The organism is Saccharopolyspora hirsuta (assembly GCF_008630535.1).
GTDB classification, from domain to species: Bacteria; Actinomycetota; Actinomycetes; order Mycobacteriales; family Pseudonocardiaceae; genus Saccharopolyspora; species Saccharopolyspora hirsuta.
Map to the genome: position 1 here is coordinate 379,544 of NZ_VWPH01000007.1, position 12,661 is coordinate 392,204.

Sequence of the window (12,661 nt, forward strand, 5' to 3'; positions counted from 1 at the left end):
TGAGGAGGACAGGAAACGCCAATGAATGCGAACAACTCCCAACCGAGCCAGTTCGGCTGGCTGGTCACCGACTTCACCGAGCGAGTCCCCGGCGTGGCGCACGCCGTGGTCGTCTCGGCGGACGGCCTGCTGCTGACCGCGTCGGCGAAACTTCCCACCGACCGCGCTGACCAGCTCGCCGCGGTCGCATCCGGGCTGCTCAGCCTCACCCAAGGAGCAGCCCGGTGCTTCGAGGCCGGGACGGTGAGCGAGACCGTGGTCGAGATGGAGCGCGGCCTCATGCTGCAGATGGCGATCAGCGACGGCTCATGTCTCACCGTGCTCGCCGCACCGCACTGCGACATGGGCCTCATCGCCTACGAGATGGCATTGCTGGTCGAACGAGTCGGACAGATCCTGACCCCCGAGCTGCGCTCCCAGCTTCAAGGAACGAGTCGGGTGATGACCGGCCAGTCGGTGTGAGGACGGCATGAGCACAGGTCCGGAATCATCCGGGCGACACCATTGGGGCGACCACGAGTCACCCGAGGCGGACGCCTTGGCCGAGGTCTTCAACCGGTTCACCCTCGACAGCGGGCGACGCGGCCGCCGGCGCAAGCGCGCGCGTGAGCAAGCGGAGCAGCAAGACCCGGCACAGCTCCCCGTGCCGGAACCGCCCTGGCCGCAGGAAGCCGACGAAGCACCGGAAACAGCAGAACCAGCCCAGGAAGAAGGCACCGCGACCTACATCCGGCCGTACGCCTGGACTGGCGGGCGAACTCGCTCGAACCACCGGTTGGAGCTGGAAACGCTCGTCTCGACCAGCGAGTTCTGCCACCCGAGCCGGTTGCAGCGGATCGAGCACCACTCGATCGCTGAGATCTGCCGGCACCCCCGATCGGTGGCCGAGGTCGGAGCGCTGCTCGGGGTCCCCCTGGGCGTGGCGAAAGTCCTGCTCGGCGACATGGCCGACTTGGGGCTGGTCACGGTGCACCACACGGTCAGCGAATCCGGCACCACATCGCACTTCATGTTGATGGAGAGGGTTCTGAGCGGTCTCCGTCGGCTCTGACCTCTCCAGCGCGGGCCTCGCGGCGCAGCGCAGGACACCAGCTCGACTCGACAACTGAGGTTGGCAGAAATGACCCCCGAAACGCGATCCCGACCTGGGCACCCCACCACCAGGCCCACAACCGCGACCTCGGCGAAGATCGTCGTCGCCGGAGGCTTCGGCGTCGGCAAGACGACGTTCGTCGGGTCGGTGTCGGAAATCGTGCCCCTGACCACCGAGGCCGTGATGACCGAGGCAAGCAGCGGCATCGACGACCTGCAGGCCACCCCGAACAAGAACACCACCACGGTGGCGATGGACTTCGGTCGGCTCTCCCTCGACACCGACCTGATCCTCTACCTGTTCGGGACGCCCGGCCAGCAGCGGTTCTGGTTCATGTGGGACGACCTGGTGCGCGGTGCGATCGGTGCCGTGGTGCTCGTGGACACCCGGCGACTGGCGGACTGCTTCTCGGCCATCGACTTCTTCGAAGACCGCCAGCTGCCCTACATCGTCGGCCTGAACTGCTTCGACGGCATGCTGCGCCACCGCATCGAAGAAGTTCGCGAGGCGATCGCGATCCCAGCGGACGTGCCGATCGTCACCTGCGACGCCCGCAACCGCGCCTCCACCAAGCAGGCGCTCATCACCCTCGTCGAGTACGCCATGAAGTGGTGGCTCCAACGCACCGCCTGACCGGCTGACAGCATGGGAACCTTCCTGTCATTTGCCAGGAAGGTTCCCATACTCGCCCACGGTCAGCGCCCACCGGGAACCGAGCCGTAGGGCAAGCCGAACGGGTCCTGCTGCTCGTAGCCGGAGTCGAATTGGCCCGTGGTTTGCGGAGCCTTGTCCTGCTGGCTGCCCAAGGTGACCTCGACTTCACGCGGGTTGCTTCCCTGGGAGTCGGTCACGGTGAGAGCGACCTTCGAGCCCGGTGCGTTGGCGCTGATCTGAGCCACGAGGTCGGCGAAGCTGCTGACGCTTCGCCCGTTGACCTTCGCAATCGTTTCGCCTGTCTTGATGCCTGCCTGTTCGGCTGCCGAGCCGGGCACGACAGTGCTGACCATTGCCCCGCCTGCGCTGCTGTCGGTGCCAGCGATCCCCAACTGGGGTTTGGTCGCCACGCCGTTCTTGATGAGCTCGTTGGCGACGCGGCTGGCGGTGTCGATCGGGATTGCGAACCCCAAACCGATGTTTCCCGAGTTCTGGCCGCTGGAGAGGATCGCGGAGTTGATGCCGATCACCTGGCCGTCCAGGTTGACCAGCGGTCCTCCCGAGTTTCCCGAGTTGATCGACGCATCGGTCTGGATGCCGTTGTAGATGACGGACTGCCCGCTGTCGCCCTTGGCCTCCACTGTGCGGTTCAAGGCGCTGACGATGCCTGAGGTGACGGTTCCCTCCAGTCCGAGCGGGGACCCGATAGCAACCACTTGCTGTCCGACGACCAGAGCGGAGGACTTGCCGAGCTCGGCGGGAGTGAGGCCGGAAGCGCCGTCCAGCTTGATCACAGCCAGGTCGTAGGACGGCGATGTCCCGACGACTTGCGCGCTCTTGACCGTGCCGTCCGAGAGCGTGACGCTGATCTGACCGCCGCTTTCGACCACGTGGTTGTTGGTCAACACGTACCCGTCAGGTGTCAGGACAACGCCGGTCCCTTCAGTGGCACTGCGACCTGAGCGAACGGCGATGTCGACCGTACTCGCCGAAGTCTTGCTCGCCGCGAACTGCACGGAACCCGCCTGAGCGTTCACCTGAGTTCCGGTCACAGGATCGCGCTGGGAAAGCACGGGTGCTGGGCTGCCGGAATCCGCGAGCAGCATTCCCCCGCCCAACCCGACGCCGCCTCCGACCACACCAGCGACGAGCGCGACCGCCACGAGCCCACCCCAACGTCGACGTTCAGCGGTCCGCGGCTGTCCTCCGGAAACGCCGTGGATCGGGCGAGTCGCCGGGTCGGCCTCGTAGCCAGCAACGGGTTCAGTTCTCTGGGCGGAGTTGTGCTCAGCACCGCCGTATCCCGGCGCGTCGCCGGTGCCTCTGCTCATCGTCATGCACCGAGCGTGCTCCGCGAACCTGAGAACCACCTTGGCTTCAGCTGTTGATTGCCATCAAATGCCCACCCGCGGCGACCACGAGCATGGGAACCTTCCTGCCATCCGGGTGAGAGGAAAGTTCCCATGCTCGCCCCATACCCCACCGAACGCGGATTCAAGTGCCCGACACAGGGCCGGAAACGGTTTACCTCCCGGGGAAGAAGCCGTGAATGTCGGATAGTGCAGCGCATGCAGAAAACGATCAACGCTTCCGAATCGTATTTCCAGCGACGCGTCTACCGGGTCCGGGACATCGAACGGCTGGGGATCTCCCAATCGACGACGTACCGGCGCGCACGTGCCGATGGCCCCTGGACTCGCCTCGCACCTGGTGTGGTGCTCGTCGCACCTGGGCCTCCGACGGTCCACGATCGCATCCAAGCTGCTCTGCTTCGTGCTGGTCCGGGCGCCATGGTCACGGGTCTTGTCGCAGCACACCTGCACGGGATCACCACGACGCCGGACGACGTGGAGGTGCATGTGCTGATCCCGCACAGCCGGAAGATCCAGAGCTATCCCGGGACGAGGTTCGAGCGCACAACCAGGCTTCCGAAACCTTCCTACGTGAACGGGATTCCGACAGCTCCCCCAGTTCGGGCGGTGATGGACGGGGCCCGAACGTTCCGCACCTGGGCATTTACCCAACAGCTGCTGCACAGCGCGATCCGCGAGGAGAGGTGCTGCAAGCTGAACGACCTGATCATCGAGATGGAACTCGGCAGCCGCCGCGGCACCGCGGTCCCACGCGCGATCCTGCGCACCTTCCAGAACGGCCCGGCACCGCTGCACGATCTCCCACGCCGCACAGCGCGACCAGCTGAGGAGGTGCAACGTACGGCTGCGTGAAGATGGGGACGCCGCGGGCTGGTGCTCGGCTGTAGCAGCAGGCACCATGCCATGCATCGACAGCTGTCGCTGGAGGTGCCGTGGAGAACACCGGACGAAGGCCGACACCGATCACGGCTGAGCGGACAACAACGATGGCCGACCAGCTCCAGGCTGAGTTCCCACGACCGACTCCCGTGATCCAGGGCGAGTGGATGGTTGATGCCGGTGACCTCGGTGACCTCCGCCGCCGCATGCCCGAAAGCGGCCTGGTCGGCGGTGTCGACGGCAACCATCGCCGGGTGCTGGTGAGCATCGCTGAATCCAGGCAAGGCCGTGGCCTCGCCGAAGACGACCCACTCTGATCAGCGCGAACGAAATGCGCGTGACAAACCCGACGTTCAACGCCCTGGTGCGATGGGATGCGAGCAAGGGAACCTTCCTGTCACCCGTCGAAGACTTCTCGCCGTGTCGGATGCGGCCATCGGAGGGACTAGTGCTGAAGGAACGCAAATCGCTGTGGTGGCTCATGGGGCCGGTCCTGCTCTACCTGGTGGCGCTCCCGCTGTACAACAGGGTCGAGCCCGTTGTTCTGGGCCTGCCCTTCTTCATGTTCTGGATGTTGTTGGCGACCCTGCTCACCCCGGCCTGCATCTGGCTCGCGGCGCGCAAGGATCCACTGTGGCGAGCCGATCGGAACCACGAGCGGAGGGATGCTGAATGAACTCGAACGCTGTGGTCTCCATCGGCTTGTTCGCCGTGTTCATGGTCGGCACGATCGTCCTGGGTCTGCTCTCGCTGCGCGGGCGTGATCGGGCGAACCTGGCTGAATGGTCCGTCGGCGGCCGCAGCCTCGGCGTGGTGCTGATCTTCGTGCTCATGGCTGGCGAGACCTACACGAGCTTCAGCTACCTCGGTGCGGCAGGCTGGTCCTACGACTACGGGATGCCCGTGTTCTACCTGCCGGCGTACCTGGCGATCGGCTTCGCAGTGGGCTACGTCATCGGTCCGGTCCTGTGGCATTACGCCCACCGCAACAACCTCCACAACATCACCGACATCACCGCCTTCCGCTTCAACTCACCGTGGTTCGGGGCGGCTGTGGCAATCCTGACCACCGTCTTCCTGCTGCCCTACATCCAGCTTCAAATCACGGGAATGGGTGTGGTGGTTTCCACGATCAGCTACGGGACCATCGGGCTGGGAACCGGCTATGTGATCGCATTCGTGGTCACCGAGGCGTTCATCATCTTCTCCGGGCTGCGAGGCAGCGCTTGGGTGTCGATCCTCAAGGACAGCCTGGTGATCATCACCTTGCTCGCCGTGTTCATCTACGTGCCGGTGCACTACTTCGGCGGGATCGGACCGATGCTGGACCGCTTGGTCGCAGAACGTCCACAATGGCTCGTTCTGCCGGGCCAGGGCAAGGAGTCGTTGGGGATGCTGTGGTTTGCCACCACCGGCCTGCTCAACGGCGTGGTCTACACGATCTTCCCGACGACGGTCGCCGGTTACCTCGGCGCCAAGAACCCCGGTGTCCTGCGGCGGAACGCGATCATCATGCCCTTTTACCAGGTCTTGCTGTTCGTTCCGATTCTTCTCGGCCTGGCTGCGGTGTTCGTGGTGCCGGGCCTGAGCGATTCGAACCTCGCCATGTTCGAGCTGGTGGTGGATTCCATGCCAGCGTGGGTCGTGGGGCTGGTCGGTGTCGCCGGAGCGCTTTCCTCCATCGTCCCCATGGCGGTCTTCATGCTCGTGATCGGGACGATGTGGGGCCGCTCCGTGTTGGGGGTGCACCCGCGAACTGCTCCTCGCCAGAAGCAGCTCTCGCAGCTGGTCACGTTCCTCGTCGGGTTGGTCGCCCTGCTGTTCACCTTCATCTCGCCCAGCACGCTCGTGCAGCTCTCGGTGCTCTCGTACCAGGGCCTCGCTCAGCTGTTGCCGGTGGTGCTGATCAGTCTGCTGTGGAAACGGATGACGGTCGCCGGTGCGGCGAGCGGTCTCGCCCTGGGCGTGATCGTTGTCGCGGTGCTCGTCAGCACGGGAAACGATCCGTGGCTCGGCATCAACGCCGGTCTCATCGGGCTCGTGGTGAACATTGCAGTCAACGTGGTGGTCAGCTTGCTGCGCCCCTCAACGGCCCCCGCTGAACGGCTGGCGGTCGACGAACTGGCCGAAGCCCGATCCGGCCGAGGCTGACCGCCCGGAGAAGCATGGAAACCTTCCTGTCACTCCAGGTGGCAGGAAGGTTCCCATGCTCGTATCAGGTCATGGTGTCGCCGGGGCGACTGCGGAGACTCCGAATTGGCCGTCCGCGATCGGGTGTCCACCGATGTCGACCGGCCCTTCAGGCACGGGTTTCGCGGAGGGGTACCAGCGGCGTGCGATCTCCCAAGCTGCATCGATCAGCGCGCTGGCGTGTGCGAAGGAGTACGGCGAGAGTCCCACCACCGACGGGGCGGGAACGATGTAGAGCTCACAGCGCGTCGCGTTCAACTGCATGTCGAGCCTCGCCGCGGACAGCATCGCCGCCCCCAGCGCCGCACCGTTGACTCCACCCACTGAGCGCGGCGGAACCTTCGGTGTCGGCCAGGTCGCGATCGCACCGATCCCGCGTTTGGTCTGGTTGTACTCGAAGCGCTCCGTCCCACCGCACGGCAGCACGAAGACACGCTCCGCTCCGCGCTCGACTGCACGGCTGATGGGCATGAATGCCGCCGGGCCACCGTCGACGAGCCACCGGTCACCGATTTTCACCGGCGGGAACATCCCCGGGATCGAGCAGGACGCGACCAGTGGTGGAAGGGCAGGTCCCGACTCGTAGTACACGGGGTCACCGCTGTCGAGATCGGTCGCGGTCACCGTCACCGGGATCTGCGCGTCCTCCAACCGCCGGAACGGGAGGTTGTTGTGCAGCCAGCGCGCGAGGCCGTGGTTGCCCATCACGTGGTTGGACAGCCCCAGCTTCCCGGCCAGGATCCGCGACGGCTGGATCGGGAACACGTCCGTTCGCCGCATCGAAGCCCAGATTTCACGCAACTTCTCCGCGCCGTGCGGCGTGGGGTTGCCCGCCAGCCAGGCGGCGTTGAGCGAGCCCGCCGAAGTACCGACGAGCAGGTCCGGTTCCACACCTGCTTCGAAAAGCGCGGTGGCCAGTCCAGCCTGGATCGCTCCGAAAGTGGATCCTCCCGGCAAAACCCACGCTGTGCGCATCAGCAGTGCCCTTCCGCTCTCGTTCTGCTGTTGAGGCTAGTCGCTAGTAGCGCATCGGCAGCTCATCCGTCGCCCGGATCACCCCGACGACGTTGGCGCTTCACTTCGGAGCGCTGCTTCTTGCTGGCCAGCCGCCGCTGCTGGGATCCTCTGGTCGGCTTGGTGCGCCGCCGCGCGGCCCTCGGCGGGGCAACCGCATCTGCCAGCAGCCCGGCAAGTCTCTGTCGAGCTGCCTGCCGGTTGGCCAGCTGCGCACGATGCTCCGACGCCACGACTGTGATCACACCATCGACGAGCCGCTTCGCAAGTCGGTCCGCGGCTCGCTGCCGGAGGAACTCCGGTATCGAGGTCGAGCGGGCGAGGTCGAAGGACAGTTCGACCCGGGAGTCGGTCGTGTTCACGCCCTGCCCACCCGGCCCCGACGATCGCGAAAAGCGCTCGGAGAGCTCGGCCGCAGGTATGCGCCAGCGGCTGGTGATGGGGAGGTCTCCGGACATACCGAAAGCATGCCTCACACCGCAGCTCCGCTCACCGCAACCCATCGAGCGCCCATCGAAGCATGGGAACCTTCCTGTCACCGCTGACAGGAAGGTTCCCATGCTTCACACCGCCAAGGCGGCGATCACTTGCCGGGGCGCCACCCGGCGACGCCTCCTGGAACAGGGGCGTCGCTGGCGTACGGCGTGCGGGTGAAGATGAAGGTGTTCAGGTCGAGGTAGGTGGGAGTGCCTTCTGCATCCCGCCCGACCCGGAGGGTTTCCCCTGCGTAGTAGCCGTCCAGACCGGTCCAGGTGCCGTCGGCGTTGGCGCGGAACCGCGATGCCCGGCCGCGCCCCTTCGACGGGGAGAGGTCGAGCAGGCCATCGGGGCGAACGCGCACCACGTACGGGCTCGGGCCCCAGTACCACTGGCCGGTGAGCTCGAGCAGCCTCATGTCCACGTCGGCGCTGGGCTCCCAGGCCTCGGGGATTCGCGGCTCGTGCTGGGCGAGCAGGTCGAGCAGGTCCGTGGAGAACGTTCCGCTCATCCCCGCGGTCGTGTTCGCCATGAAGATCACGCCGGTGGCGTCGTCCGGGTCCGACCAGAGGTTCGCCACGAAGCCGGGCATCGACCCGGTGTGCCCGGCCAGCCGCCGTCCGCGGTACCGCATCAGCTGCAGACCGAGCCCGTAACCGCCCCGCCATTCTGGCCCGTCGTCCACCGAGCCGGGCGAGCGCATTTCGAGGACCGTGTCGGGGTGCAGCACTTCGCCGGTGTCGCCACCCACGAACCGAACCCACCGGACCATGTCGTCGAACGTCGACCACAGCTGACCAGCTGGGGCCATCGCTCCCGCGTCTTCTGCGGGCTCAGGCAGCACGACGTCCGCCCAAGGGTGAACGGCCAGTCCCTCGGCATGAGGTGCGACCGGTGCCAACGTGGTGCGCTTCATGCCGAGCGGTGCCAAGATCTCGCGCTGCATGACCTCGTGCCAAGGGGCGCCGCGCAGCCGCGCCACAAGCTCTCCCAGCACTCCGAAGCCCACGTTGGAGTAGTGGAAACCGTGGTTCGGCGTGGGACGTAGCGCGCTTTCGTCGATGCTCGCGAGCATCTCCTCAGCACTCCCGCCCGGAGTCCTCTCCCACCACTGGCCGGCCGGTTCGGCCGTCAGGCCGCTGGACTGCGAGAGGAGCGAGCCGATGCTGCGCTTGCCGATCGAGGTTCCCGGCACGTAGTCGTCGAGCCTGTCGGCCAGGTCGAGCCGACCTTCGTCGCGCAAGCGCATCACGAGCACCGCGACGAACGTCTTCGTGATCGAACCGATCCGGTACTGGGTGTCGGTGCTCGCCGGCTGGCCGTCGACCTTGCCGCGGGAATCGACCCAGATCGTCTCACCATCCCGGACCAGTCCTGCGATCAGCGAGGGGATCCGGTTCTCACTCTGCTCCACCGCCAGGCGCCGCAGCAGCGCGCGCTGGGTGGAGGGCAGCAGACTCGTCAACATGCGTCCCATGCTTTCACTTCCCGCTGTTACGCATCGAGGCGCGCGGCACGTGACAGGAAGGTTCCCATGCTCACGTTCCGATCACCGGCGGCTGCGGCGGTTGACACCGCGGGAGATCCCGTCCTGCTGCACCTGGAAGCGCACCGGGAGCTTGCCGAGCAGCATGAGCACCAGAATCAGCAGGGCGAGGACGATCCAGCCGGTCCAGCCGAGGAGTCCGACCGATGCGTTGTCCACCGGGTGCCCGGCTTGGCTGAAGACGACGGTCAGACCGGCCGCGGCGTTGAGGAAGCCGTGCGCGATCGCCGCTGGCCAAACACTTCCGGAGGCGAGCCTGAGCCAGCCGAGCAGCGTGCCGACCAGGATGCAGAAGCACACCATCATCATGAACGCGACGACGATCGGGACCGTCGGGTAGTTGAACCCGAGGATCAGCACGGGGGCGTGCCAGAGCCCCCAAAGCACACCGGTGGTGAGGAACGCACCTGGCTGCCCGAGCGGCAGCAGGGCCTGCACCAGGTAGCCGCGCCACCCCAGCTCCTCACCCAGCGCCGGGATGACCTGCAGCCAGCCCAGCCCGAATACCTGGGCGATCTGGATGAGTGCCAGCACGCCCGGTGAGGTCTGCGGCTCGGCGCCGATCGGGCCGTGCCCGAACTGTTCGGCGAGTCCGGAGAAGCCGGTCCAGTCGGCCTTGTAGATGCCGAGGAGGTAGCCGACCAGGAGGGCGAGCACCATGGCCAGCGGAGGTCCCAGCCACCCGACCAGGATGTGCGGCCACCACTTCTTGATTCCGCCGGGGTTCGTCAGTCCGACGCTGCGCAGCGGCTTGGGCTGCGGGCTTATCCACTTGCTGACAACCAGCGCTGCCACCGCGGGCATGAACATCATGACGATGAGCACGACAGGTGCCCAGGCCCACGACAGTCCTTCACCGGTAAGCCACAGCGGCAATGTCAACAGCCACGCCGGCAAATAGGCGATTGCTACGAAACTGACAACGCCGCGAACATCGACTCGATCTTGCTCGGTGCTCACGCACGCATTCTGCCAGCACGTCCTGAGCTCCAGCTGAGCATCAATGCCCCGCGAGGCGCCTCCCCTGCCGCCTGAAATGACAGGAAGGTTCCCATGCTCACGTCACCGGACGTGGTCCGCTTTTGCGGGGCGTCGTTCGGTTTCGGGCTCTTCGCGCGATCTGGGCGACTCCGCGCGCACGAAAAACCCGTGCCCACCCAGCGGGTGAGCACGGGTTTCGTCGATCTCGCGGGATCAGGGCGAGCCGGGCAGCGGGGCGACCGGTAGCCCTTCGTGGATCCGGTTCATCGCCGCGAACCAGGTCCGCGCTGGCACCTTGCCGCCGTAGATGTTGCCGCCGTTTCGGCCGCAGAGGCTCGGGGGCTCGTCGCCGCCGCTGTCGCAGATGCCCTGGGGGCGGGCACCGTCGGCGTAGGTCAGGACCGCGCCCGACATCTGCGGGGTGGCGGCGAGGAACGCCGCGGACTTGTGCTCCTGGGTGGTCCCGGTCTTGCCGATCATCGGCCGGGTCCAGCCTGCCGCCTGAGCGGCTGCGCGGGAGGTGCCGTCGGTGTCGTCCTTGCTCATGCCCTGCGCCAGCGCCGCGGCCACCTGCGGGGACACCGCCTGCTCGCACTTGGGCTCGTTGAGCGGAACCGGGTTGCCGTGCCGGTCCGTGACCTCCTCGAGCGGGGTCGGCGGGCAGTACACGCCTTCGCTCATGATCGTCGCGCCGACGTTCGACAGCTCCAGGACGCTGGTCGGGCTGAAGCCGAGGGTGAACGCGCCGCGGTTGCCCTTCTTGATGGCTTCCGCCTGGGACGGCCCGTTCGAGCCGTCCGCCTTGAGGGTCTGGCCGCTGGTGTTGACGCGGTTCATCCCGTTGCGCAGGCCGAGCCGGGTGGCCATGTCGACGACGTTGTTGAGGCCGACCCGCTCGGAGAGCGCCACGAACGCGGTGTTCGGCGAGGTCGCGAGCGCCATCTGCAGCGTCCTCGGCCCCGGTGCCACGCCGTCTGCGTTGCCGACCGTGTAGGGCGCATTGCCGTTCCGGTAGACGCGCGAGGTGTACGAGGCGGGCACGTCGATCACGTCGTGGATGCTCATGCCCTGCTCGATCGCCGCGGCAGCGGTGAACACCTTGTAGACCGAGCCCGCACCGAACGGCTGCACGCGGCTCACGATGTCGTAGGCCGTCTGCCCCTTGCTCGCGTCGTTGCCGTAGTCGCGGTTGGCGACCAGCGCCCGCACCTTGTGCTTGTCCTTGCCCGGTTCGACGACCGCCATGGCGTTGGCGATGCCTTCGGTCTGGGTGGGCACCTGGGCTTCGGCAGCGGCCTTGGCCGCGTCGGTGGACTTGCGGTCGAGCGTGGTGCGGATGGTGTAGCCGCCGGTCTGTAGCATCTTCCGGTCGATGCCGAGGCGGTCGAGGTAGTCGACGACGTAGGTGCAGAAGAAGCCGTCGGTGGTGCCGTCACCCACGCCGACGCAGCCGTTCGGCGGGCGCCCCAGCGGGGACAGCGTGTTGAGCGGCTCCTGCTTGGCGCGCTCGGCGTCCTCCTTGGTGATGAACTTGTTGTTGGTGGGGTCCGTCATCAGGTCGATGACGAGGTCGCGCCGCTTCTTCGCGTCTTCCGGGTTGCTGTTGGGGTTCAGCGATCCCGGCTGGTTGACGATCGCGGCGAGCAGCGCGGACTGGGCGATGGTGAGCTTGTCCGGCGTGGTGCCGAAGTAGGTCTGCGCGGCCGCGCCGACGCCGAAGGTCTGGTTGCCGAAGGGCACCACGTTGAGGTACCCGGTGAGGATCTCCTCCTTGGTCATGGTGCGCTCGAGCTCGACGGCGATCTTGGCCTCGCGGAGCTTGCGGGCGATCGTGGTCTCCTTGGCCTTCTCGGCCTCGATCGGGTTGTCCGCCCCGGCGACCACGTGCACGAGGTAGTTCTTCACGTACTGCTGCGTGATGGTCGATGCGCCCTGCGCTGCTTCACCGCTGCTGAGGTTGGTGGCCAGCGCGCGCATCGTGCCGTGCCAGTCGACGCCTCCGTGGTCCCAGAAGCGCTTGTCCTCGACGGCGGTGATCGCCGCCTTCATGTACTCGGAGATCTCGTCGGGGCGGGTTTCGACGCGGTAGTCCTGGAAGAAGTACGCGATCGGTTCGCCGTCCTTGTCGGTGACGGTCGACACCTGCGGCATGTCCTGCCGGGCGAGAGAGCTCGACATTTTGGACATGGCGTCAGTCGTCTGGTTGACCATCGCCCCGGCACCGGTCGCCATCGGCAGCAGCAACGCCGCCACCAGCACGCCGGCCAGGACGCACAACCCGAACATCTTCAACAGCACGCCGCTGCGCACGCCCGCCCCAATCATCAAGTGTCCACCCGGCTCGACCACTTACCGCCGGTCGAAGCGCCCACCTGGAACCCGTCTCACCGGTTCACCGACCGGCCGGGGAGCACCCCGTCGACAACCGCCTCAGCAGCACCGGTCGACACCTGC

At 66.5% G+C, this 12,661-nt stretch carries 13 protein-coding genes; 7 read left to right on the plus strand and 6 right to left on the minus strand.

Translation table 11 applies throughout. The features are described 5' to 3' along the window. Positions 1-21 precede the first annotated feature (21 nt). From F1721_RS17550 to F1721_RS17560, 3 genes are all read left to right on the plus strand, one after another. Positions 22-462, plus strand: coding sequence for a roadblock/LC7 domain-containing protein (locus F1721_RS17550; protein ID WP_150067764.1), 441 nt, complete (start codon positions 22-24; stop codon positions 460-462). A gap of 7 nt (positions 463-469) precedes the next feature. Continuing rightward, positions 470-1,051: a DUF742 domain-containing protein gene (locus F1721_RS17555; RefSeq protein WP_150067765.1), complete on the plus strand. Its 582-nt coding sequence runs from the start codon at positions 470-472 to the stop codon at positions 1,049-1,051. Positions 1,052-1,120: 69 nt separating this feature from the next. Then, positions 1,121-1,726, plus strand: coding sequence for a GTP-binding protein (locus tag F1721_RS17560; RefSeq protein ID WP_150067766.1), 606 nt, complete (start codon positions 1,121-1,123; stop codon positions 1,724-1,726). Positions 1,727-1,788: 62 nt separating this feature from the next. Here F1721_RS17560 and F1721_RS17565 read toward each other — a convergent pair whose 3' ends face one another. Further along, positions 1,789-3,084, minus strand: a complete 1,296-nt coding sequence (locus tag F1721_RS17565) for a S1C family serine protease (protein WP_150067767.1) — start codon at positions 3,082-3,084, stop codon at positions 1,789-1,791. 231 nt (positions 3,085-3,315) lie between these two features. Between F1721_RS17565 and F1721_RS17570 the strand changes: the two genes are divergently transcribed. The 4 genes from F1721_RS17570 to F1721_RS17585 all read left to right on the plus strand — a co-directional run bounded on the left by F1721_RS17570 (position 3,316) and on the right by F1721_RS17585 (position 6,150). Then, positions 3,316-3,972 carry a hypothetical protein gene (locus tag F1721_RS17570; RefSeq protein WP_150067768.1) on the plus strand — a complete coding sequence of 219 codons (657 nt, stop codon included), beginning with the start codon at positions 3,316-3,318 and terminating at the stop codon, positions 3,970-3,972. An 80-nt stretch (positions 3,973-4,052) separates the two neighbouring features. Beyond that, positions 4,053-4,316, plus strand: a complete 264-nt coding sequence (locus F1721_RS17575) for a hypothetical protein (protein WP_150067769.1) — start codon at positions 4,053-4,055, stop codon at positions 4,314-4,316. Between the two features lie 131 nt (positions 4,317-4,447). Then, on the plus strand, positions 4,448-4,675 hold the full coding sequence (locus tag F1721_RS17580; protein WP_150067903.1) for a DUF3311 domain-containing protein: 228 nt from the start codon (positions 4,448-4,450) through the stop codon (positions 4,673-4,675). After that, positions 4,672-6,150 (plus strand): sodium:solute symporter family protein, encoded by a 1,479-nt coding sequence (locus F1721_RS17585; RefSeq protein ID WP_150067770.1) that lies wholly within the window; start codon positions 4,672-4,674, stop codon positions 6,148-6,150. The genes F1721_RS17580 and F1721_RS17585 overlap by 4 nt, the downstream gene beginning before the upstream one ends. 69 nt (positions 6,151-6,219) lie before the next feature. Here F1721_RS17585 and F1721_RS17590 read toward each other — a convergent pair whose 3' ends face one another. From F1721_RS17590 to F1721_RS17610, 5 genes are all read right to left on the minus strand, one after another. After that, positions 6,220-7,164, minus strand: a complete 945-nt coding sequence (locus F1721_RS17590) for a patatin-like phospholipase family protein (RefSeq protein WP_150067771.1) — start codon at positions 7,162-7,164, stop codon at positions 6,220-6,222. A gap of 62 nt (positions 7,165-7,226) precedes the next feature. Beyond that, positions 7,227-7,661, minus strand: a complete 435-nt coding sequence (arfB, locus tag F1721_RS17595) for an alternative ribosome rescue aminoacyl-tRNA hydrolase ArfB (protein ID WP_150067772.1) — start codon at positions 7,659-7,661, stop codon at positions 7,227-7,229. Between the two features lie 125 nt (positions 7,662-7,786). Then, on the minus strand, positions 7,787-9,148 hold the full coding sequence (locus tag F1721_RS17600; protein WP_150067773.1) for a serine hydrolase domain-containing protein: 1,362 nt from the start codon (positions 9,146-9,148) through the stop codon (positions 7,787-7,789). An 81-nt stretch (positions 9,149-9,229) separates the two neighbouring features. Then, positions 9,230-10,186: a CPBP family intramembrane glutamic endopeptidase gene (locus F1721_RS17605; protein ID WP_150067774.1), complete on the minus strand. Its 957-nt coding sequence runs from the start codon at positions 10,184-10,186 to the stop codon at positions 9,230-9,232. A 234-nt stretch (positions 10,187-10,420) separates the two neighbouring features. Continuing rightward, on the minus strand, positions 10,421-12,532 hold the full coding sequence (locus F1721_RS17610) for a transglycosylase domain-containing protein (protein ID WP_246155087.1): 2,112 nt from the start codon (positions 12,530-12,532) through the stop codon (positions 10,421-10,423). Positions 12,533-12,661 lie beyond the last annotated feature (129 nt).